Below are 21391 nucleotides of genomic sequence, written 5' to 3'. Positions count from 1 at the left end.
TTGTTTACCAAGGAGTTTTCCGTTTCGACTGCGCCGGAAGTGGGGCGAATTATAGACTTCCAGAATCTGCCGTCAACACCTATTTTCATATTTCTGTCATATCGATCAAAAAAGCCTCAAATACACGAAAGCCGGCCCCAAGGGGCCGGCTTTCAACGCTTATTACAAGCTAGGAAACGCAAACTGCGACGCTTCATGACTGGCCCGTTGCGGCCAACGCTGGGTAATCGCCTTGCGACGTGTGTAGAAACGCACCCCATCCGGACCATAAGCATGCAAGTCACCGAACAGCGAACGCTTCCAACCACCAAAGCTGTGATACGCCACCGGCACCGGCAGTGGCACGTTCACGCCGACCATCCCCACTTCAATCTCGTCACAGAACAGACGCGCCGCCTCCCCATCACGGGTGAAGATGCAGGTACCGTTGCCGTACTCGTGATCGTTAATCAGCTGCATCGCAGCTTCCAGGCTATTCACCCGAACCACGCACAGCACCGGCCCGAAGATCTCTTCTTTATAGATACGCATCTCGGGCGTCACGCGATCGAACAAACTGCCGCCCAGGAAGAACCCCTCTTCATGCCCGGCAACACTCAAGCCACGACCATCAACTACCAGTTCAGCGCCCGCAGCCACACCGTCTTCTATATAGCCACTGACCTTATCCCGCGCCTGCCCTGTCACCAGCGGCCCCATATCCAGCCCGCAGGAGGTGCCCGCACCGATCTTCAGCGCCTTGACCTGCGGCACCAGCTTGGCGATCAATGCATCCGCCACCTGGTCACCCACGCACACGGCCACCGAGATCGCCATGCAACGTTCACCGCACGAACCATAGGCCGCCCCCATCAAGGCACTGACCGCATTATCCAGGTCCGCATCCGGCATCAGCACCGCATGGTTCTTCGCCCCGCCCAGTGCCTGCACGCGTTTGCCACGTTTGGTCGCTTCGGCATAGATGTACTCGGCAATAGGTGTCGAGCCGACGAAGCTCAGCGCCTTGACTTCCGGCGCCTCGATCAACGCATCCACCGCGCCCTTGTCACCGTGCACCACGCTCAGCACACCTTTAGGCAGGCCAGCCTCCTGCAATAGTTGCGCGATCAGCAACGTCGAGCTTGGATCACGCTCCGACGGCTTGAGGATGAAGCAGTTGCCGCAAACGATCGCCAGCGGATACATCCACAGTGGCACCATCGCCGGGAAGTTGAACGGTGTAATGCCTGCCACCACGCCCAACGGCTGGAAATCCGACCAGGCATCAATGTTCGGCCCGACATTGCGGCTGTACTCGCCCTTGAGAATCTCCGGCGCCGAGCACGCGTACTCCACGTTCTCGATCCCACGCTTCAACTCACCGGCGGCGTCTTCCAGCGTCTTGCCATGCTCTTCGCTGATCAACTGCGAGATACGTGCTTCGTTCTGCTCCAGCAATTGCTTGAAACGAAACATCACCTGGGCACGCTTGGCCGCTGGCGTATTCCTCCAGGCCGGAAACGCTGCCTTGGCCGAATCGATTGCGCTCTGAATAGTCTCGCGACTCGCCAACGGCACCTGGTGAATCACCTGGCCAGTGGACGGGTTGTACACATCGGCAGTGCGACCGGTCTCGCTGACCAACTGGCCATTGATCAAATGCTGGATAAGGCTCATGCAGGGCTCCTGAAAAGTTGTTCTATATAGAAGGAGAAATCAGTCGATCTTGTTCAGCACTTCGCCGACCGCATCAAACAGACGATCCAGGTCCTGCGGTTTGCTGTTGAAGGTTGGCCCAAACTGCAGGGTGTCCCCACCAAAGCGCACGTAGAAGCCGGCTTTCCACAAAGCCATGCCGGCCTCGAAGGGACGCACGATCGCATCACCATCACGCGGGGCAATCTGGATCGCACCGGCCAGGCCGTAGTTACGAATGTCGATTACGTTCTTGCTGCCCTTCAAGCCGTGCAGCGCATTCTCAAAGTGTGGCGCGACTTCGGCCACGCTCTGCACCAGGTTTTCCTTCTGCAGTAGATCCAGTGCCGCCAAGCCAGCGGCACAGGCCACCGGGTGCGCCGAATAGGTGTAGCCGTGGGGGAACTCCACTGCGTACTCCGGCGTCGCCTGGTTCATGAAGGTCTGGTAGATCTCGCTGCTGGCAATCACTGCGCCCATCGGGATCGCGCCGTTGGTGACTTGCTTGGCGATGCACATCAAGTCCGGGGTCACGCCGAAGCTGTCCGCGCCGAACATCGAGCCGGTACGGCCAAAACCGGTGATCACTTCATCGAATACCAACAGGATGTTGTGCTGGTCGCAGATTTCACGCAGGCGCTTGAGATAACCCTGTGGCGGCACCAGCACGCCAGCGGAACCGGCCATCGGCTCGACAAACACTGCCGCGATGTTCGACGCGTCATGCAATTCGATCAGCTTGAGCAGCTCATCGGCCAAGGCGATACCGCCCTGCTCCGGCATGCCGCGGGAAAAGGCATTGCTGGCCAGCAAGGTGTGAGGCAGATGGTCGACATCCATCATCGCCTGGCCAAACAGCTTACGGTTGCCGTTGACGCCGCCCAGGCTGGTACCGGCGATGTTCACACCGTGATAACCACGGGCACGCCCAATCATCTTAGTCTTGGTCGCCTGGCCTTTCAGGCGCCAATAGGCACGCACCATTTTCACCGCCGTGTCGGCGCACTCGGAGCCGGAGTCAGTGAAGAACACGTGGTTCAGGTTGCCTGGGGTCAGGTCGGTGATCTTTTCCGCCAATTGGAAGGACAGCGGATGACCGTATTGAAAGCCCGGCGAGTAATCCAGGGTACCCAGTTGCTTGGCGACGGCTTCCTGGATCTCCTTGCGCGTATGCCCGGCGCCGCAGGTCCACAGCCCCGACAACGAATCGTAAACCTTGCGCCCCTTGTCATCGGTCAACCAGCTGCCTTCGGCGGCCACGATCAGGCGCGGGTCGCGCTGGAAGTTACGGTTGGCGGTGTAGGGCATCCAGTGCGCGTCCAACTTCAGTTGGCTGGCCAGGGACGATGGGGCGTTTTCGGGCATGTTCATCAGCAAAACCTCGCAGGGCAACAGGCAGCGTCGGGATTGAAAAAGCGTTGTTGCAGCTAAATTGCCACGGGGATAAAGTCGGTGAAATTCAACTCTTCTAACCTTCAGTCAGGGATTCACTAAACTATGAGCAGTCGCCGACCCGATCCCCTGGCTCAAGTCAGTGACTTCGATATTCGCCTGCTGCGTATCTTCCGCAGCGTGGTGGAATGCGGTGGCTTCTCGGCGGCGGAAACCGTGCTGGGCATCGGGCGCTCGGCCATCAGCCAGCAAATGAGCGACCTGGAGCAACGCCTCGGGTTAAGGCTGTGCCAACGCGGGCGCGCCGGTTTCTCCCTGACCGAAGAAGGCCGCGAGGTCTACCAATCGGCCCTGCAACTGTTAAGTGCCCTGGAAAGCTTTCGCACCGAGGTCAACGGCCTGCACCAGCATTTGCGCGGCGAGTTGATCATTGGCCTCACCGACAACCTGGTCACCCTGCCCCACATGCGCATCACTCACGCCCTGGCGCAGTTGAAGGAGCGCGGCCCGGACGTGCAAATCCAGATCCGCATGATCGCGCCCAATGAAGTGGAACAAGGCGTACTCGACGGGCGCCTGCATGTCGGTGTGGTGCCCCAGGCCAGTGCATTGTCCGGCCTGGAATACCAACCGCTGTACAGCGAACGCTCACTGCTCTACTGCGCGGTTGGCCATCCCCTGTTTTATGCCGACGACAAGCAACTGGACGACGAACGTATCAACACCCAGGACGCCATCGCCCCCACCTTTCGCCTGCCCGCCGAGATCCAGGCCCACTACCAGGCACTCAACTGCACTGCCAGCGCTTCGGACCGCGAAGGCATGGCGTTCCTGATCCTGACCGGCCGCTATATCGGCTACCTGCCCGACCACTACGCCAGCCTCTGGGTGCAACAAGGCCGACTGCGCGCGCTGAAATCGGCTACACGCTTTTACGATTTGAGCCTGGCTTCGGTCACGCGCAAAGGCCGTCGCCCCCATTTGGTGCTGGAAAGCTTCCTGGAAAGTCTGGCGGCAACACGGTAATTCGGGCTCCACACAAAAAGCTGAGCAACTGGACAGCTTTTTGCAAGGGCACTGGGACCTAGAACCGTCCGCCTCGAGTTTGCCCGCCATGCCACCAGAATCTTCCAGCCCCAGTGACCTGATCTACGGCCTCAATGACCGCCCAAAACCCTTAGCGGCGATACTGGCCGCCCTGCAACATGTACTGGCGGCCTTCGTCGGCATCATCACTCCGCCGCTGATCATCGGCTCCACCCTGGGCCTCACCGCCCACCTGCCCTACCTGATCAGCATGGCGCTGATGGTGTCCGGTGTCGGCACATTCATCCAGGCACGCAGGCCATTTGGCATCGGCGCCGGCATGATCTGCCTGCAAGGCACCAGCTTTGCGTTTCTGGGCGCGGTGTTGTCGGCCGGGTTCCTCGTGAAGCAACGCGGCGGTAGCCCGGAAGACATCATGGCGATGATCTTCGGTGTGTGCTTTTTCGGCGCAGCCGTCCAGATCGTACTGAGCCGATTTATCGGTCAATTGCGTCGAGTGATCACGCCGCTGGTCACCGGGATTGTCATCACCCTGATTGGTATCAGCCTGATCAAGGTTGGGATCACCGACCTGGGCGGCGGCTTCAACGCCCCCGATTTCGGCGCGCCCACCAACCTGGCGCTGGGCCTGTTCGTGGTATTGACCATTATCCTGCTCAACCGCTCGAATACCCCATGGGTGCGCCTCTCGGCGATCATCATCGGCCTGGCCCTTGGCAGCATAGCCGCCTGGTTCAGCGGCAAGCTGGTGCCCCAAGCCCTGCCCGACCTGCCCTTGATCAGCGTGCCGATGCCGTTCCGTTTCGGTTTCAACTTCGACTGGAGCGCCTTCCTGCCGATCGCGCTGATTTATCTGATCAGCAGCATCGAAACCGTGGGCGACCTCACCGCCAATTGCATGATCGCCCGCCAGCCCATCAGCGGGCCTTCCTATATAGGCCGGCTCAAAGGTGGCGTGCTGGGGGACGGCGTCAGTTGCATGATCGCCGCGACGTTCAGTGCGTTCCCCAACACGACCTTCGCCCAGAACAATGGCGTGATCCAACTCACCGGCGTCGCCAGCCGTTACGTTGGCTTATACATCGGTGTCGTGTTGTTTTGCCTCGGCCTGTTTCCACTGATCGGCGCGGTACTGCAGCAGATCCCCAAGCCGGTATTGGGTGGTGCAACCCTGGTGATGTTTGGCAGCGTGGCAGCGGCCGGCGTGCGCATCCTCGCGCAGGCACCGCTGGACCGACGCAGCATGCTGATCATCGCCACCTCCTTTGGCGTGGGCCTGGGCATTGCCGCCCAACCCAACCTGCTGCACTTGATGCCAACCCTGGTGCAAAACCTGTTCGACTCGGCCATCACCAGCGGCGGGCTGACGGCCATCGTGTTGTGCCTGCTGCTGCCGGAAGCCAAGGCGGGCACCGCTGCCGCAAACCACGGGCCAGAAAGCGACACTCTGGAACCGCTTTGACGCTTTTATTGCATCAGGACTTGTCTGAGGCTTGAGGGTGGGTTATCTGTGCACACGTCGTCTCTATCGATCAGCACGGAAACCTCCATGAGCCTCGAAGTTCCTGCCCACAGCAACCCCGCCGGGAAGCCCGCCAGCCGTATTCGGCAAAAGAACGAACAAGCGATTCTTCAAGCGGCTGAAGATGAATTCGCGCGCCATGGCTACAAGGGCACCAGCATGAACACCATTGCTGCCAGTGCCGGGTTGCCGAAAGCCAACTTGCACTACTACTTCACCAACAAGCTGGGCCTGTATATCGCGGTGCTCAGCAATATCCTCGAACTGTGGGACAGCACCTTCAACGCGCTGACCGCCGAGGACGACCCTGCGGTGGCACTCACGCGCTACATCCGCACCAAGATGGAATTCTCGCGGCGCCAGCCGCAGGCCTCACGCATCTTCGCCATGGAGATCATCAGCGGCGGCGAATGCCTGACCGAATATTTCAGCCAGGACTACCGCGCCTGGTTCAGCGGCCGGGCCGCGGTATTCCAGGCCTGGATCGACGCCGGCAAGATGGACCCCATCGACCCCGTGCACCTGATCTTCCTGCTGTGGGGCAGCACCCAGCACTACGCCGACTTCGCCACCCAGATCTGCCGCGTCACCGGTCGCACCAAACTGACCAAGCAGGATATGGAAGACGCCGGCACCAACCTGATCCACATCATTCTCAAAGGCTGTGGCATCAAGCCTGCCTTCTAGACGACGAAACTTATGCCTTTCACGCTTACCGGCCTTTGCGAATTTCGTGAAGAAATACGCAAAAGCCGCTTCATCACACTCGCAGCACCGATCACCAGCCCACAAGAAGCCCAAGGGTTTATCGAGCAGCACAGCGACCTGAACGCCACACACAACTGCTGGGCCTGGAAGCTGGCCGATCAGTACCGCAGCAACGACGACGGCGAACCCGGCGGTACGGCGGGCCGGCCGATCCTGGCCGCGATTGAAGCCCAAGGTTTTGATCAGGTCGTGGTGCTGGTGATTCGTTGGTATGGCGGCATCCAGTTGGGCACTGGTGGATTGGCCCGTGCCTACGGCGGCGGCGCGAATAAATGCCTGCAAACGGCCGAACGTATTGAATTGATCAGCCGGGTACCGCTCAGTTGCGCCTGCGGATTCTCCGAACTGAACCTGGTCAAGCTGCGCGTCGCCGAACTCGGCGGCTTGGTCGTGGAGGAAACCTTCACCGCCAATGGCGTGGAATTGCAACTGGCCCTGGGCGAACTGCAGATCGAGACCCTGCAAATCCAGCTCGCCGACTTAAGCCGTGGGCGCATCCTGCTGCAACGCTGAAACTGCCCACATCTACTGTGCACCTGCCTGTGGATAAGCTGAGCACATTCGTCTGTAACCCCTCTGTCACAAGGGTTTGCGGGCATTGATCAGTTTTTGTTCAAGCTAGCCGGTCCCCAAGCCAATCTCACTCCAAAACAGTCAGTTAGGCTGCTTATGGCCTTTGGAACAAAGGAGCGCAGCGTTTATATCCACAGCCGTGGCTTGCGCACAATAACTGTGGAGCAAGCTGTGGATAACCCGTGCAAGAGTACACAGGTCGCACGCCGTGCAATGCTCGGCGCAAACTGTACGTTTTTTGATCAGCAAGGCCCGCTCCTTTTTTTCGACGCCTGCGGTAAGGTGGTGCGCTGAATTCCCTGAATCGCGTCTGAAAAGGAAGCTCTTCATGTCTACGCCAAAAACCGCACTGATCATCGGCGCCTCTCGCGGGCTGGGTCTTGGCCTGGTCCAGCAACTGCTCCAAGACGGCTGGGACGTGACCGCCACCGTGCGTGACCCGAACAAGGCCGATGCACTGAAAGCCGTTGGCCCGGTTCAGATCGAGAAACTCGACATGGACGATCAGCAAGCCGTGATTGCCCTGAGCCAGCGCCTCAAGGACCGCACCTTCGACCTGCTGTTCGTCAACGCCGGCGTCAAGGGCCCCGCCAACCAGGAGCCCGGCCACGCCACCCTGGCGGAAGTCGGCCAGCTGTTTTTCACCAACGCCGTGGCGCCGATCAACCTGGCCCAGCGCTTTGTCGGGCAAATCCGCAAGGACAGTGGCGTGCTGGCCTTCATGAGTTCGGTGCTGGGCAGCGTCACCATTCCCGATGGTTCAGACCTGGCGTTGTACAAAGCCAGCAAGGCCGCACTCAACTCGATGACCAACAGCTTTATCACCCAACTCGGCGATCAGAAATTGACCGTGCTGTCCCTGCACCCAGGCTGGGTAAAAACCGACATGGGCGGCGAAAACGCGCACATCGATGTCGCCACCAGCGTACGTGGCCTGGTCGATCAGGTGAATGCCTACACCGGCAAAGGCGGCCATCACTTTGTGGACTACCGGGGCCACACCATTCCTTGGTAAGCCGCGATTAACGGTGGGAGCGCGCTGGCTCGCGATGAACTCGAAAGCCGCGCTTTCCTACAGCTAGACCAGATCCAGAACTACACGTAATCTACCCACCTCGCCCTCCCCGGCGACCCTGGATCAGCAGACAGGGCAACACTGAGCTGGCAAACCTGAACCCATCATTCAGAGGAGCCGGCCAATGCCTGCGACCCGTACCTGGTTAAAAAACCCCCGCGCGATTTTCACTGCCAATGGCCTCGATGCCCGTGGCGGCCTGGTGCTGCAAGACGGTGTGATCACCGAAGTGCTGGGCATAGGACAAGCACCTGCGCAGCCCTGTGCACAAGTATTCGATGCCCGCGAGCATGTGGTTCTTCCAGGGTTGATCAACACCCATCATCACTTCTATCAAACCCTGACCCGTGCCTGGGCGCCGGTGGTCAACCAGCCGCTGTTTCCATGGCTGAAGACCTTGTATCCGGTATGGGCGCGACTGACCCCGGAAAAGCTCGCCCTCGCGTCCAAAGTTGCGCTGGCGGAGTTACTGCTTTCAGGCTGCACCACGGCGGCTGACCACCACTACCTGTTCCCCGACGGCCTGGAAAATGCCATCGACGTGCAAGTCGAAACGGTGCGCGAACTGGGTATGCGCGCCATGCTCACCCGCGGTTCCATGAGCCTGGGCGAAGCCGACGGTGGCCTGCCGCCGCAGCAGACGGTGCAAGAAGGCTCTGTCATCCTGGACGACAGCCAGCGCCTGATCCGCCAGTACCACGAACGCGGCGAGGGCGCGCAGATCCAGATCGCCCTCGCGCCCTGCTCACCGTTTTCCGTCACCCCGGAGATCATGCGCGCCAGCGCCGAACTGGCCGATAACCTCGATGTACGCCTGCACACTCACCTGGCGGAAACCCTCGACGAGGAAGATTTCTGCCTGCAGCGCTTCGGCCTGCGCACCGTGGATTACCTCGACAGCGTCGGCTGGCTCGGGCCGCGCACGTGGCTGGCACATGGCATTCATTTCAACCCGGACGAAATCGCGCGCCTGGGTGCCGCCGGCACCGGGGTCTGCCACTGCCCAAGTTCGAACATGCGCCTGGCTTCCGGTATTTGCCCGACCCTCGACCTGCTCGCGGTCGGCGTGCCCATCGGCCTGGGCGTGGACGGCTCGGCCTCCAACGATGCCTCGAACATGATCCTCGAAACTCGCCAGGCGCTGTACATCCAGCGCCTGCGATACGGCGCGCAAAAAATCACACCCGAGGGCGTGCTGGGCTGGGCGACCAAAGGGTCGGCACACCTGCTGGGCCGTACGGACATCGGTGAATTGGCCGTGGGCAAACAGGCCGACCTCGCGCTGTTCAAACTGGATGAGCTGCGCTTCTCCGGCAGCCACGATCCGATTTCAGCGCTGCTGTTGTGCGGCGCCGACCGCGCGGACCGGGTAATGATCGCCGGCAAATGGCGGGTGATCGACGGACAGGTCGAAGGCCTGGACCTGAAAGGCTTGATCGCCGATCACAGCCAGGCGGCGCGGCAGCTAATCGCCGGAACCTAAGTCAAACACGGGTCAGAATGTGGGAGGGAGCTTGCTCCCGATGGTGGTGTTTCAGTCGGCACATGTACTGGCTGATCCACCGCTATCGGGAGCAAGCTCCCTCCCACATTGGATTGCGCGGTGCTTACAAGCCCAACATCGACAACATGATAAACGTCGCAAACAACACAAAATGGGTCATCCCTTCGATGGCGTTGGTTTCGCCATCGTTGAGGTTGATCGCGCTGACGATCAGCGTGATCAGCACCATCACCGTTTGCACCGGCGTCATCGCCATCTGGAACGGCTGCCCGGTGTAGAGCGCCATGGCCTCCATCACGGGCACCGTGAGGATCACCGTCGACAACGATGCCCCCAGCGCAATATTCACCACCGACTGCATGCGGTTGGCCAACGCGGCCCGCAACGCCGTCAGAATTTCCGGTGCCGCCGAGATAGCGGCGACCACGATCGCCGTGACGACCGGCGGAGCACCGGTGCCTTCCAGGCCGAGGTCGAGCGTCTTGGACATCACCTCGGCCAGCGCACCGATCACAATCACGCCAAACACCAGGGTGCCGATGGAGAACGCCAGGTTCACCGGCGGCGCCTCTTCCTCCGGCAATTGCTTGCGACGCTTTTCCGGGTAGCTGTAGCTGAAGAAGTAACTGTGCGGGCCCACCTGCATGCGCAGGAACAAGGTGTACAGCACCACCATCGCGCCGATGGTGAATGCAGAGTAAATTTTCCAGTCCGCCTCAGGGATAAACTCCGGCACCACCATCGACACGCCCATGGCAGTGAGGATCATCACGCTGTAGGTCCGCGCCGAATCATCGTTGTAGGACTGTTCGCCGTGCTTGATCCCGCCCATCAGCGCGGCCAGGCCGAGGATGCCGTTGATGTCGAGCATCACCGCCGAATAGATGGTGTCGCGCACCAGCGTGGGAGACGGTTCGTTACTCATCATGATCGCCAGGATCACCACTTCCACCAGCACGGCGGCCAGGGTCAGGATCATGGTGCCGTAGGGGTCGCCCACCTTTTCCGCCAGTTGCTCGGCATGGTGGGCAACACGCATGGAGGCGACCACGATAAAGCCGATCAGCACCAGGCCGGCCAGCAGCGCGACCATTTGCCCGCTGTGGAGCATCCAGTGCTCCAGCGGATAGGCGGCGATGGCGGCAATCAGCGCCAGCAGCATGAATTTTTCTTGCTTGAGGGATGTGAGCATTCCGGGCCTTTTAGTGCGGCAGATCAGTCATTGATGGGGTACAGACTGCGCCAAGCCGCTAACGTTTCGTTACACCTTAGTTCACGTCGCCCTTGCGTGAATCAAACCAATACTCTCCTGCTGGTCAGGTTTTGCCGATTATTTCAGCCATGGCCTGTAGAATGCCGCCATTGCACCTGATGAGATTTTAGAAATGTACGATTGGCTCAACGCCCTGCCCAAGGCTGAATTGCACCTGCACCTGGAAGGCTCGCTGGAGCCGGAGTTGCTGTTCGCCCTGGCCGAACGCAACAAGATTGCGCTGCCGTGGAACGACGTCGAAACCCTGCGCAAGGCCTATGCCTTCAACAATCTGCAAGAGTTTCTCGACCTGTATTACAAGGGCGCCGACGTGTTGCGCACGTCCCAGGATTTCTACGACCTGACCTGGGCCTACCTGCTGCGTTGCAAGGCGCAGAACGTGATTCACACCGAACCTTTCTTCGACCCGCAGACCCACACCGACCGTGGTGTGCCGTTCGAAGTGGTGCTCAACGGCATCGCCGCGGCGCTTAAAGATGGCGAGCAACAATTGGGCATCACCAGTGGTTTGATCCTCAGCTTCCTGCGCCACTTGAGCGAAGCCGAAGCCGAGAAAACCCTCGACCAGGCCCTGCCGTTCCGCGATGCGTTCGTGGCCGTCGGCCTGGACAGTTCGGAAATGGGCCACCCGCCGAGCAAGTTCCAGCGCGTGTTCGACCGCGCTCGCCACGAAGGCTTCCTCACGGTGGCCCACGCCGGCGAAGAAGGCCCGCCGGAGTACATCTGGGAAGCCATCGACTTGCTGAAAATCCAGCGCATCGACCATGGCGTGCGCGCCATCGAAGACGAACGCCTGATGCAGCGCATCATCGACGAGCAGATCCCGCTGACCGTATGCCCGCTGTCCAACACCAAGCTCTGCGTGTTCGACGACATGGCCCAGCACAACATCCTCGAGATGCTCGAACGTGGCGTGAAGGTGACGGTGAACTCGGACGACCCGGCGTACTTCGGCGGCTATGTCACCGAGAACTTCCACGCGCTGTACACCTCCCTGGGCATGACCCAGGACCAGGCCAAACGCCTGGCGCAAAACAGCCTGGATGCGCGGCTGGTCAAACCGTAACCCGCACTCACTGGATGAATGCAGGCTGGATGTGGGAGGGGCACCGCTCCTCCCACAGTGGTTGCGTGTTGCGCTTTAGATTTCGGCGAGTTCCTCAAGCGTCTTGCCCTTCGTTTCCATCCCGAACACCCATACCACCAGCGCGGCCACCGCAAAACACAGCGCCCCCAAGGCAAACACCCCGCCCTGGCCGGTGATCGGGAATACCAACCCCGTCACCAACGGCCCCAGCAACGACCCGACCCGGCCAATTGCCGATGCAAACCCGGAGCCCGTCGCGCGCGCCGAGGTGGGATACAGTTCCGGCGTGTAGGTGTACAACACCGCCCACATGCCAAACAGGAAGAACTGCATCAACAGTCCTGACGTAATCAGCAGGCCAACGTTGCCGCCAAACACTGCGCTCTGCCCATACAGGAACGCCATCACCCCGCCGCCCAGCAACGTCACGACGCACACCGGCTTGCGCCCCCAACGCTCCACCAGCCAAGCCGCCATCAAGAAGCCGGGGATCCCGCCCAGGGAAATGATCACGGTGTAGTACACCGACTGGGTCACGGCAAAACCCGACTGCTGCAACAGCGCACTCAACCACGAGGTCAACCCGTAGAAGCCGAGCAAGGCAAAGAACCACACGCTCCAGATCATCATCGTGCGCTGGCGGTACTGCGCCGACCACAATTGCTGAAACGCCGAGAAAAAATTCCCCGGCGCGCTCTCCACCCGTGGCAGGCGGATGGGCTGCGGCAAGTCAGCACGGCCCAGGGAGTCACGCACCTTTTGCTCGATGCCCAACAGCACCTTGTCTGCCGCCTCAGTTCGCCCGGCCTGCTCCAGCCAGCGCGGTGACTCCGGGATAAAAAACCGGATCGCCAACACGAAGACCGCCGGCACGGCCAGCACCAGGAAGATGTCGCGCCAGCCAATCACCGGCAACAAGAAATAACTCAGCACGCCCGCCGCCACAAAGCCCAACGGCCAGAACCCATCCATCAAGGCGATATAGCGCCCGCGCCGTTTGGCCGGAATCAGCTCCGAGAGCATCGACTGCGCGATGGGAAACTCCATGCCCATGCCTATGCCCAGCAGGATGCGAAACAACGTCAGCGTCTCCACCGTCTGCGCGGTGGAACACAGGTAGCTGGCAATGCCCCACAACACGATGCTCCACTGGAATACCGGCTTGCGCCCGAAACGATCCGCAAGCATCCCGGACAACGAAGCGCCCACCACCATGCCGAAGAAACTCGAACTGGCGAGCAGGCCGGCCTGTGCCGTGCTCAGGCCGAACTCGGCTTTGATCGAGCCTAGAAGGAAAGTCATCATCGCCAGGTCCATGGAGTCGAAGAAAAACGCCAGGGCGATGATGATAAAGATGACTCGGTGGTAGCCACTGATGGGCAACCGTTCCAATCGCTCTGCCGCGCTATAGCCTTGCTTACCCATGCCGCACCCCCTGTGTGGAAATCCCCTCAGCGAGTGTGCGGCATCGTTTTTCCCGATTATTGCTGGATGCGACCTGACCGAAACTCTGAACGACCCTGCTACCGCGCAAACCGAAACTAGTGCCCGTGGGAGGCAGCCAAACGGGTGATTTCCACCAAGCCGGTATCGCTCACCAGCAACGTCAGGGAATCATTGAGCGCGTTGATCCAGTTCGACTGCATGAACAGTTGCAACAGCCCCGCCCCCAACGCGCCCCCAAGGTGGGGTTGCTGCTGGCTCCAGTCGAAACAGTCGCAGACCAGCGGAGACGCCAGGGCCTGGGTGAAAATGCCCAGGCCCGCCAGGTGCTGCGCGCCTTTAACGGTCACCTCGATACGCTGCTCGTGACGCTCGATCCACCCTGCCGCCAGCATCCGTTGATACAACGCCGCCGCCAGTTCACCGCCCAGGTGGCCATGGCACAACCGTGCGCGGCGCAACAACGGTGGCGCCACCAGTGCCACCGGTAATGCGTTCGGCGTAGTACGCACCGCACTGGCCATGGTGGTACTGGCCAGGGCATCGATGGCGGTGGTGACATCGGCGGCGGCCACGCGAAACAGCCGTTTGCCGCGACGCGCCTCGACCCGCAGCAAGCCGCTGCCGGCCAGGCGCGCCAGGTGCGCATTGGCCGACGCCGGTGACAGCCCGGCGAGTGTCGCCAACTCATCCGCAGACTTGGTCGATCCGTCCATCAACGCCCAGAGCACTGCGGTGCGTTTGGGCTCGGCGAGCAAGCTGGCGATCTGACTGATGCAAGGTGCCTGTTCCATCGTTTCACTCCCTGTTAAATCATATGTCTGCTGCGGTTGGCGCCAAAGTATAGGTGCGCAAACAGCCGGTTCCGCGGCGTCCGACAGCTCAGAACAGGACAGGACCTGAGTGAAGTTTCCTGCTTTGCTGGAGGCAATTACCCAGAGGTCAATAGCTCCAACCTTTGTGCTGTCAATTTCGCACAGCGGGACACGAGCATTTCCCGCAGCAGGTTGATGGGCTTGCTCAACTGCGCGCGGTGCGCGCACAGCAGATTGAGCGGCGTACGTTCGCCGCGCAGCTCCGGCAGGATCACGCGCAAGCGCCCAGCCAGTACATCGGTGCTCACATCCAGCCAGGACTTGTAGGCAATGCCTACACCCGCCACCGCCCAACGTCGCACCACATCAGCGTCATCACTGAAGCGGTCACCGCTGACCGTCAGGCTGACTTCGCGTTTGCCGTCGTGGAAACTCCAATGGTCATGGACGCGACTGCCGAGCATGTACAACAGGCAATTGTGCTGGGCCAGTTGCTCCAGGTGACGCGGCGCCCCCATCCGCGCGAGGTAGCTGGGCGCCGCACACAGCACACGCAGATTGTCCGGTGCGACAGGCAACGCGATCAGGCTGGAGTCCTCCGGCTCGCCGTAGCGCAGGGCGATGTCCACCGGTTGACGGAACAGGTCGGCGATCCGATCGCCCAGCAACAGGCGCACCGTCAACTGCGGGTACTCACGCTGGAACTCGTCGAGCCACGGCAACAGCTGGTTGCGACCAAAATCCGACGGGGCTGACAGCTGCAACACTCCGCTGACATGGTCCTGGCCGCTGGCGAGCAAGCGGCGCCCTTCATCCAACGCCCCCAGCGCCGCACGTGCATATTCCAGGAAGCCTTCCCCTTCGGCGGTCAGGCGCAGGCTGCGGGTGGAGCGCGCCAGCAACCGCGCGCCCAGTTGTTGTTCAATTCGCTTCAAGGCGGCACTGGCCACCGCGGGCGACAGGTCCATGACCCGCGCCGCCGCCGACAAACTGCCCAAGTCCGCCGCCCGAACAAACAACTGCAAATCATCGAAACGCAGCATTCAACCCATCCATTATCAAAATATTATTGAAACAGACTGCTGTTTTAGCCGCTTTTATCTTCGCCTGAAATAGCCAATGATCGGTGCATCTCATTCATCCCGTGTCAGGAGTCGAATATGTCCGCTGCCTTTAACGTCATCGCCACGCTGATCGCCAAACCCGGCCAACAAGACACCCTGGAACCCCTGCTGCGTGGCCTGTTGGCACCGACCCGCCTGGAAGCCGGGTGCGAGCAGTACGACCTGCATCAGGACCTGCAACACCCCGAGACCTTCTACATGCTCGAACGCTGGAGCAACGATGCAGCGCTCGCCGCCCACGACCAAAGCGCCCATATCCAGAGCTTCCGCGCCAAGGCCGCTGATGTGCTCGAGCACTTCGAACTCAAGCGCCTGAAATTTCTCGCCTGATCACTCTGCTTTTTTTGTAGGAGCGAGCTTGCTCGCGAAAATCGTAAACGATGACGCAGCGCTTCTGGTTCAGCATGGCGCCTATGCGTTTTCCGCGAGCAGGCGCACTCCTACAGTCAACCCCCAACTTCTGGAGCCCCCATGAAAGCCATTGCCTACTACGCCTCACTGCCAATCAACGACCCCAAGTCCCTGCAAGACATCGAGCTGCCGGCGCCCATCGCCGGCCCGCGCGAGCTGCTGGTGGAGGTCAAAGCCATCTCGGTCAACCCGGTGGACACCAAGGTGCGCCAGAACGTCGCCCCGGAAAACGGCGCCGCCAAAGTGCTCGGTTGGGACGTGGCCGGGGTGGTCAAGGCGGTCGGCAGCGACGTGACGCTGTTCAAGGCCGGCGACAAGGTGTTCTACGCCGGCTCCCTGGTTCGCCCGGGCGGCAACAGCGAGCTGCACACCGTGGACGAGCGCATCGTCGGCCATATGCCCAAGAGCCTGGGTTATGCCGAGGCTGCTGCGCTGCCGCTGACCGCCATCACCGCCTGGGAACTGTTGTTCGAACGCCTGCAAGTGCGTGAAGGTAAAGAAGACGAAGGCCAGAGCCTGCTGATCGTCGGCGCGGCCGGTGGCGTAGGTTCGATCCTGACTCAGTTGGCCAGCCAGCTCACCGCATTGAAAGTCATCGGCACCGCGTCACGCCCGCAAACCCAAGCGTGGACCAAGGCCCTCGGCGCCGACCTGGTGATCGACCATAGCCAACCCCTGAGCGAAGCGCTGAAAGCAGCCGGCCACCCGCAAGTCACCCACGTCGCCAGCCTGACCCAGACCGACCATCACCTGGATCAACTGGTGGAAGCCTTGCAGCCCCAGGGCAAGCTGGCACTGATCGACGACCCCAAGGCGCTGGACGTGAGCAAGCTCAAGCGCAAGAGCCTGTCGCTGCACTGGGAATTCATGTACACCCGCTCGATGTTCGAGACGCCGGACATGATCGAGCAGCACAACCTGCTCAACCGCGTGGCCGCGCTGATCGATGACGGCACCCTGAAAACCACGGTGGGCGAGCACTTCGGTGTGATCAATGCCGAGAACCTGCGCCGCGCCCATGCGCTGCTGGAAAGCGGCAAGGCCAAGGGCAAGATCGTGCTGGAAGGGTTTTAAGACCGGTCTGTCGGTGTCGCCCGTTCTTCCTGCGAAGAACGGACGACACCGCTAGTCAGAGAGTTGACTTTTGTCATATTTGTGAACGTGTTCGGGTTTATATTGGCCGCCTTTGCCACGATTCTTTTACATGAGGAAGTCAGCAATGAAGATCCTGATAAAAGCGTTAGCAAAATCCCCGGGCAATAAATGGCAGGTCCGTCTCGACGGCGACGCTTTCACCTTCCGCAGTGAAGCCGAGGCCCGCGCCTTTGCCGACACCCTGCAAGCCCGCATCCAGGCCCCCCATCGCTTTCCGCTCGGCCAGCAACGCTCCGCCGCTGGCTGATCCGTACCTCAGTCCTGCGCCTGCACGGCCCTGGCCCGTTGCAGGCGCTGGGTCGACATCGCAATCGTCACCGCCAATACACCGCACAAGCTGATGACCATGGCCATCGGCATCGCCGTGCCGTCATGCAGCACGCCCACCAACGAAGCGGCACCCGCTGCCACACCGAACTGAATGCAGCCGAGCAACGCCGAAGCGCTCCCGGCCCGAGCGCCCTGCCCGCTCATCGCACACGCCGAGGTGTTGGGCAAAATACAGCCCAGGCTGGCGATGCAGATAAACAGCGGCACCAGCAATGGCCACAAGGCCTGCGTGCGTAACGCTGCAATACCGAGCAAGGTCAACGCGGCCAGGACATAGACCCACACCGTGCGCGACAACAAAAACGCCGGGCCGCGCTTGGCCAGCAAGCGCGCGTTAACCTGGGCAACCAGGATGAAGCCCGCGGCGTTGGAGCCGAACAACCAGCCGTAATGCTCGGCAGGCACGCCATAGAGTTTGATGAATACGAACGGCGATCCGGCGATATAGGCAAACATGCCGGCAATAGAAATACCCCCGGTCAACGCGTAGCCCAGGTAAACCGGGTCTGACAGCAGCGCGCCATAACGGCGCAGCGACCCGGACAAAGGCTGGCGCGGCTGATGGGCCGGGAAGGTTTCCGGCAACCCGAACGCCACAGCGATGGCCGCCATCACGCTGAACACCGACAGGGCCAGGAAAATCGACTGCCAACCCCACACCCCCACCATCACCCCACCCGCCAACGGCGCGAGAATCGGCGCCAGGCCGGTCACCAGCATCAATTGCGAATACACCTTGGCCGAGCCCACGGCATCACATTTATCGCTGACCACCGCTCGCGAAATCACCATGCCCGCACATCCGCCGAGGGCCTGCACGAAACGTGCGCCGATCAGCCATTCGAGGGAGGGTGCATAGGCACAGGCAAAGGATGCCAGGGTGAACAGGGTCACGCCGCTGAGCAGCGGCACACGTCGGCCAAAGCGGTCCGCCAGCGGACCATAGATCAATTGACCGATCGCCAGCCCCCCGAAATACACCGCCAGGGTCAGCTGGATATGTTTTTCATCGGTGGCGAAAGCCGTGGCCATCGCCGGAAAACCGGGCAGGTAGAAGTCGATCGCCAGCGGCGCAAAGGCGCTCAAGGCACCCAAAATCAGGATTATTCGCAGGTTCATCGGGCACCCAAGTGAGTCGGCAGCCCGACAGTCTAGCCGCGCTTGAGTGCCTTGAACATTACGTTAGCTCGCTAACTATCAGAAAATCAGGCGAGCGTGGCCGTGTAACCCTCTTCGCCGATCAGGCTGATGATCTGCTCGGCAGGCAGGCGGCTTTCAACCTCAACCTTCTTGGCCGCCAGATCGACCTTCACACTGGCCGCCGGGTCTTGACCCTGCACCGCCTGGGTCACCGCCCGAACGCAATGGCCGCAGGTCATTCCTTGAACGTTGAATATTTGCATGACATGACTCCTTGAATGAGGTTGGACCCAGTCTCAACCTTGCCACGATAGCAAGGTCAAGTTTTGAAAATATCAGCCGGGCTGGTATTCGGGCGCGGCCTCGGCCAAGCTTCACTTATCTTTGATGTGAACCACGGAGCATTCGCCATGCGCTGGTCGTTTTTTGCCCTTGCCGGCCTGATGAGCCTGTCTGCCGCTGCGCCCATGGCCAGTGCCGCCGAAGACTATGCAGTGCTGATCATTTCCCGCGAACGCCTGGAAGTACCGACCAACTGCGAGATCGGCCTGTACATCCAGGACCAGTTGGCCGGGCGCTTGTTTCAGGAACAGTCCACCTCATTCAACCTGCCCGCCGGCAATGTGTCGTTGCGCCTGAAGTTGCTGCCGGGCCAATCGCCCGGTTGCCTGCCTGGCCTGCTGGCGCCACCCGCGCAGAACATCACGCTGAAGGCCGGTGACGTGCGCAAGCTGCGCATCGCCCAAGGCCCCGAAGGCATGTACCTCAAGCCCGCGGCATTGGAGTATTAAAGGCGCTTGACCTTCCCCACAGGTCAAGGTTGATCCTAGGGGCAACGTCTTAGGAGGACTGCCCCATGAATGGATCCACCACGTTTGACCTGCCCATCGGTGGCATGACCTGCGCCAGCTGCGCTGGGCGTGTCGAGCGCGCGTTGGGCAAGGTGCCGGGAGTGCAACGTGTCAGCGTCAACCTGGCCAACGAGCGCGCTCATATCGAAGTACTCGGCCAGATGGACCCCGCCGTGTTGATCGCCGCCGTCGACAAGGCCGGCTACACCGCCTCCCTGCCGCAAACCGAAACCAAGACCGACGCCGATCAGGCCCAGCGCCTGCACCGCGAACGCTGGTCGCTGACGCTGGCTATTGTGCTGGCGTTGCCCCTGGTGGTGCCGATGCTGGTGCAACCCTTCGGCCTGCACTGGATGCTCTCGGGCTGGGTGCAGTTCGCCCTGGCCACGCCGGTGCAGTTCATCTTTGGTGCACGTTTTTATATTGCCGCGTGGAAAGCCGTGCGTGCCGGCGCCGGCAATATGGACCTGTTGGTGGCCATCGGCACCAGCGCCGGTTACGGCCTGAGCCTGTATGAGTGGCTCACTGCCCCGGCCGGCAGCATGCCCCATCTGTATTTCGAAGCCTCGGCGGTGGTGATCGCCCTGGTGCTGCTCGGCAAATACCTGGAAAGCCGTGCCAAACGCCAGACCGCCAGCGCCATCCGTGCGCTCGAAGCCCTGCGCCCGGAGCGGGCGATCCGGGTGCGTGAGGGCCAGGAAGAAGACGTCGCCATCAGCGCGCTGACCCTCAATGACCTGGTGCTGGTCAAACCCGGCGAACGCTTCCCGGTGGACGGTGAAGTGGTGGAGGGCCAGAGCCACGCCGATGAAGCCCTGATCAGCGGCGAAAGCCTGCCGGTGCCAAAACAACCGGGGGACAAGGTCACCGGCGGCGCCATCAACGGCGAAGGACGCTTGTTGGTACGCACCCTGGCCCTCGGCGCAGAGAGCGTACTGGCGCGGATCATCCGCCTGGTGGAGGACGCCCAGGCCGCCAAGGCTCCGATCCAGAAACTGGTGGATAAAGTCAGCCAGGTCTTCGTCCCGACCGTGCTGGTACTGGCGTTGATCACGCTGCTGGGCTGGTGGCTGTATGGCGCCTCACTGGAGACAGCGATCATCAATGCGGTCGCGGTGCTGGTGATCGCCTGCCCATGTGCCCTGGGCCTGGCCACACCGACCGCGATCATGGCGGGCACCGGCGTCGCCGCGCGCCACGGCATCCTGATCAAGGACGCCGAAGCCTTGGAGCGTGCCCATGCCGTGAGCGCCGTGGTATTCGACAAGACCGGCACCCTCACCTCCGGTACGCCAAAAATCGCGCACCTGGCGGCGGTCGACGGCAACCAATCCCTGTTGCTGCAACAGGCCGGCGCCCTGCAACGCGGCAGCGAACACCCCCTGGCCAAGGCCGTGCTGGATGCGTGCAACGAGCAAGGCTTGAAGGTCGAGGATGTCAGCGCCAGCCAATCCCTGACCGGGCGCGGCATTGCCGGCACCCTCGACGGCCGGTTACTGGCCCTGGGCAACCGGCGCCTGCTGGAGGAAAGCGGTTTGGAGGCAGGCGACCTGGCCGCCTCCGCCAAGCATTGGGAAGCCGAAGGCCGTACCTTGTCCTGGTTGATCGAACAAGGCGCGCAACCGCGTGTACTGGGGCTCTTCGCCTTCGGTGACACCCTCAAGCCCGGCGCGCTGGAAGCGGTGACACAACTCAAGGCGCGACACATCAGCAGCCATTTGCTCACCGGCGACAATCGCGGCAGTGCCCAGGTGGTCGCCCAAGCGCTGGGCATCGACGATGTGCATGCCGAAGTGCTCCCCGCCGATAAAGCCGCCACCGTGGCCGAACTGAAGAAAACCGGCGTGGTGGCGATGGTCGGTGATGGCATCAACGACGCCCCGGCGCTGGCCGCCGCCGATATCGGTATCGCCATGGGGGGCGGCACCGACGTGGCCATGCACGCAGCCGGCATCACCCTGATGCGCGGCGATCCACGCCTGGTACCGGCCGCGCTGGAGATCAGCCGCAAGACCTACGCGAAAATCCGCCAGAACCTGTTCTGGGCCTTTGTGTATAACTTGATCGGCATTCCCCTGGCGGCGTTCGGTCTGCTCAACCCGGTATTGGCGGGCGCGGCGATGGCGCTGTCCAGCGTCAGCGTGGTAAGCAATGCCCTGCTGTTGAAAACCTGGAAACCCAAGGATCTGGAGGACCCGCACCCATGA

The 21391-nt window shown here is 61.3% G+C and carries 20 protein-coding genes; 12 read left to right on the top strand and 8 right to left on the bottom strand.

The features are described from left to right. Positions 1-162: 162 nt before the first annotated feature. On the bottom strand, positions 163-1656 hold the full coding sequence (locus AC1Q6I_RS30840; RefSeq protein WP_069075173.1) for a CoA-acylating methylmalonate-semialdehyde dehydrogenase: 1494 nt from the start codon (positions 1654-1656) through the stop codon (positions 163-165). Positions 1657-1695: 39 nt separating this feature from the next. Then, on the bottom strand, positions 1696-3045 hold the full coding sequence (gene aptA, locus AC1Q6I_RS30835; RefSeq protein WP_003188272.1) for an omega-aminotransferase AptA: 1350 nt from the start codon (positions 3043-3045) through the stop codon (positions 1696-1698). Between the two features lie 126 nt (positions 3046-3171). Here aptA and AC1Q6I_RS30830 point away from each other — a divergent pair, with 126 nt between their 5' ends. From AC1Q6I_RS30830 to AC1Q6I_RS30805, 6 genes are all read left to right on the top strand, one after another. Next, positions 3172-4092, top strand: a complete 921-nt coding sequence (locus tag AC1Q6I_RS30830) for a LysR family transcriptional regulator (RefSeq protein WP_024073208.1) — start codon at positions 3172-3174, stop codon at positions 4090-4092. Positions 4093-4180: 88 nt separating this feature from the next. Continuing rightward, the gene (locus tag AC1Q6I_RS30825) at positions 4181-5575 is read left to right on the top strand and encodes a uracil-xanthine permease family protein (protein ID WP_024073207.1); all 1395 of its coding nucleotides are present in this window, start codon (positions 4181-4183) and stop codon (positions 5573-5575) included. Between the two features lie 87 nt (positions 5576-5662). Then, positions 5663-6322 (top strand): TetR/AcrR family transcriptional regulator, encoded by a 660-nt coding sequence (locus AC1Q6I_RS30820; protein WP_024073206.1) that lies wholly within the window; start codon positions 5663-5665, stop codon positions 6320-6322. 12 nt (positions 6323-6334) lie between these two features. Continuing rightward, the gene (locus AC1Q6I_RS30815) at positions 6335-6916 is read left to right on the top strand and encodes an IMPACT family protein (protein WP_024073205.1); all 582 of its coding nucleotides are present in this window, start codon (positions 6335-6337) and stop codon (positions 6914-6916) included. 388 nt (positions 6917-7304) lie between these two features. Next, positions 7305-7991, top strand: a complete 687-nt coding sequence (locus AC1Q6I_RS30810; protein WP_024073204.1) for an SDR family oxidoreductase — start codon at positions 7305-7307, stop codon at positions 7989-7991. A gap of 184 nt (positions 7992-8175) precedes the next feature. Further along, entirely contained in the window at positions 8176-9534 is a 1359-nt protein-coding gene (locus AC1Q6I_RS30805) for an 8-oxoguanine deaminase (RefSeq protein ID WP_102625489.1), read from the top strand. Between the two features lie 124 nt (positions 9535-9658). Here AC1Q6I_RS30805 and AC1Q6I_RS30800 read toward each other — a convergent pair whose 3' ends face one another. Next, a complete protein-coding gene (locus AC1Q6I_RS30800; RefSeq protein WP_024073202.1) occupies positions 9659-10747 on the bottom strand; it encodes a calcium:cation antiporter in 1089 nt (362 codons plus the stop codon). Between the two features lie 193 nt (positions 10748-10940). Between AC1Q6I_RS30800 and AC1Q6I_RS30795 the strand changes: the two genes are divergently transcribed. After that, positions 10941-11894, top strand: coding sequence for an adenosine deaminase (locus AC1Q6I_RS30795; protein WP_024073201.1), 954 nt, complete (start codon positions 10941-10943; stop codon positions 11892-11894). Between the two features lie 75 nt (positions 11895-11969). Here AC1Q6I_RS30795 and AC1Q6I_RS30790 read toward each other — a convergent pair whose 3' ends face one another. The 3 genes from AC1Q6I_RS30790 to vimR form a co-directional block, all read right to left on the bottom strand. Beyond that, positions 11970-13340, bottom strand: coding sequence for an MFS transporter (locus tag AC1Q6I_RS30790; protein ID WP_024073200.1), 1371 nt, complete (start codon positions 13338-13340; stop codon positions 11970-11972). A 116-nt stretch (positions 13341-13456) separates the two neighbouring features. Further along, on the bottom strand, positions 13457-14152 hold the full coding sequence (locus AC1Q6I_RS30785) for an ArsR/SmtB family transcription factor (RefSeq protein WP_102625490.1): 696 nt from the start codon (positions 14150-14152) through the stop codon (positions 13457-13459). A gap of 137 nt (positions 14153-14289) precedes the next feature. Continuing rightward, a complete protein-coding gene (gene vimR / locus AC1Q6I_RS30780) occupies positions 14290-15216 on the bottom strand; it encodes a transcription regulator VimR (protein ID WP_102625491.1) in 927 nt (308 codons plus the stop codon). 117 nt (positions 15217-15333) lie between these two features. Between vimR and AC1Q6I_RS30775 the strand changes: the two genes are divergently transcribed. The 3 genes from AC1Q6I_RS30775 (at position 15334) to AC1Q6I_RS30765 (ending at position 17110) form a co-directional block, all read left to right on the top strand. Next, complete coding sequence (locus AC1Q6I_RS30775; RefSeq protein ID WP_024073197.1) at positions 15334-15627, top strand: putative quinol monooxygenase; 294 nt, start codon at positions 15334-15336, stop codon at positions 15625-15627. Between the two features lie 141 nt (positions 15628-15768). Next, complete coding sequence (locus AC1Q6I_RS30770) at positions 15769-16782, top strand: zinc-binding alcohol dehydrogenase family protein (RefSeq protein WP_069075179.1); 1014 nt, start codon at positions 15769-15771, stop codon at positions 16780-16782. A gap of 145 nt (positions 16783-16927) precedes the next feature. Continuing rightward, positions 16928-17110: a hypothetical protein gene (locus AC1Q6I_RS30765; RefSeq protein WP_024073195.1), complete on the top strand. Its 183-nt coding sequence runs from the start codon at positions 16928-16930 to the stop codon at positions 17108-17110. A gap of 8 nt (positions 17111-17118) precedes the next feature. Here AC1Q6I_RS30765 and AC1Q6I_RS30760 read toward each other — a convergent pair whose 3' ends face one another. After that, on the bottom strand, positions 17119-18312 hold the full coding sequence (locus AC1Q6I_RS30760; RefSeq protein WP_024073194.1) for a multidrug effflux MFS transporter: 1194 nt from the start codon (positions 18310-18312) through the stop codon (positions 17119-17121). Positions 18313-18398: 86 nt separating this feature from the next. Continuing rightward, positions 18399-18596, bottom strand: coding sequence for a heavy-metal-associated domain-containing protein (locus tag AC1Q6I_RS30755; protein ID WP_069075180.1), 198 nt, complete (start codon positions 18594-18596; stop codon positions 18399-18401). 147 nt (positions 18597-18743) lie between these two features. Here AC1Q6I_RS30755 and AC1Q6I_RS30750 point away from each other — a divergent pair, with 147 nt between their 5' ends. Together AC1Q6I_RS30750 and AC1Q6I_RS30745 are read left to right on the top strand one after the other, a co-directional pair. Then, positions 18744-19124: a hypothetical protein gene (locus tag AC1Q6I_RS30750; RefSeq protein ID WP_024073192.1), complete on the top strand. Its 381-nt coding sequence runs from the start codon at positions 18744-18746 to the stop codon at positions 19122-19124. 65 nt (positions 19125-19189) lie between these two features. Further along, the gene (locus AC1Q6I_RS30745) at positions 19190-21391 is read left to right on the top strand and encodes a heavy metal translocating P-type ATPase (protein WP_102625411.1); all 2202 of its coding nucleotides are present in this window, start codon (positions 19190-19192) and stop codon (positions 21389-21391) included.

Source organism: Pseudomonas sp. MPR-R2A5 (genome assembly GCF_058793055.1).
This window is presented reverse-complemented; position numbering and strand designations above follow the sequence as displayed.

What these genes read in the sequence shown, in the direction of transcription:
- AC1Q6I_RS30840 (WP_069075173.1), bottom strand. Translation starts at nt 1,656, where the DNA reads ATGAGCCTTATCCAGCATTTGATCAATGGCCAGTTGGTCAGCGAGACC.
- aptA (WP_003188272.1), bottom strand. Translation starts at nt 3,045, where the DNA reads ATGAACATGCCCGAAAACGCCCCATCGTCCCTGGCCAGCCAACTGAAG.
- AC1Q6I_RS30830 (WP_024073208.1), top strand. Translation starts at nt 3,172, where the DNA reads ATGAGCAGTCGCCGACCCGATCCCCTGGCTCAAGTCAGTGACTTCGAT.
- AC1Q6I_RS30825 (WP_024073207.1), top strand. Translation starts at nt 4,181, where the DNA reads ATGCCACCAGAATCTTCCAGCCCCAGTGACCTGATCTACGGCCTCAAT.
- AC1Q6I_RS30820 (WP_024073206.1), top strand. Translation starts at nt 5,663, where the DNA reads ATGAGCCTCGAAGTTCCTGCCCACAGCAACCCCGCCGGGAAGCCCGCC.
- AC1Q6I_RS30815 (WP_024073205.1), top strand. Translation starts at nt 6,335, where the DNA reads ATGCCTTTCACGCTTACCGGCCTTTGCGAATTTCGTGAAGAAATACGC.
- AC1Q6I_RS30810 (WP_024073204.1), top strand. Translation starts at nt 7,305, where the DNA reads ATGTCTACGCCAAAAACCGCACTGATCATCGGCGCCTCTCGCGGGCTG.
- AC1Q6I_RS30805 (WP_102625489.1), top strand. Translation starts at nt 8,176, where the DNA reads ATGCCTGCGACCCGTACCTGGTTAAAAAACCCCCGCGCGATTTTCACT.
- AC1Q6I_RS30800 (WP_024073202.1), bottom strand. Translation starts at nt 10,747, where the DNA reads ATGCTCACATCCCTCAAGCAAGAAAAATTCATGCTGCTGGCGCTGATT.
- AC1Q6I_RS30795 (WP_024073201.1), top strand. Translation starts at nt 10,941, where the DNA reads ATGTACGATTGGCTCAACGCCCTGCCCAAGGCTGAATTGCACCTGCAC.
- AC1Q6I_RS30790 (WP_024073200.1), bottom strand. Translation starts at nt 13,340, where the DNA reads ATGGGTAAGCAAGGCTATAGCGCGGCAGAGCGATTGGAACGGTTGCCC.
- AC1Q6I_RS30785 (WP_102625490.1), bottom strand. Translation starts at nt 14,152, where the DNA reads ATGGAACAGGCACCTTGCATCAGTCAGATCGCCAGCTTGCTCGCCGAG.
- vimR (WP_102625491.1), bottom strand. Translation starts at nt 15,216, where the DNA reads ATGCTGCGTTTCGATGATTTGCAGTTGTTTGTTCGGGCGGCGGACTTG.
- AC1Q6I_RS30775 (WP_024073197.1), top strand. Translation starts at nt 15,334, where the DNA reads ATGTCCGCTGCCTTTAACGTCATCGCCACGCTGATCGCCAAACCCGGC.
- AC1Q6I_RS30770 (WP_069075179.1), top strand. Translation starts at nt 15,769, where the DNA reads ATGAAAGCCATTGCCTACTACGCCTCACTGCCAATCAACGACCCCAAG.
- AC1Q6I_RS30765 (WP_024073195.1), top strand. Translation starts at nt 16,928, where the DNA reads ATGAAGATCCTGATAAAAGCGTTAGCAAAATCCCCGGGCAATAAATGG.
- AC1Q6I_RS30760 (WP_024073194.1), bottom strand. Translation starts at nt 18,312, where the DNA reads ATGAACCTGCGAATAATCCTGATTTTGGGTGCCTTGAGCGCCTTTGCG.
- AC1Q6I_RS30755 (WP_069075180.1), bottom strand. Translation starts at nt 18,596, where the DNA reads ATGCAAATATTCAACGTTCAAGGAATGACCTGCGGCCATTGCGTTCGG.
- AC1Q6I_RS30750 (WP_024073192.1), top strand. Translation starts at nt 18,744, where the DNA reads ATGCGCTGGTCGTTTTTTGCCCTTGCCGGCCTGATGAGCCTGTCTGCC.
- AC1Q6I_RS30745 (WP_102625411.1), top strand. Translation starts at nt 19,190, where the DNA reads ATGAATGGATCCACCACGTTTGACCTGCCCATCGGTGGCATGACCTGC.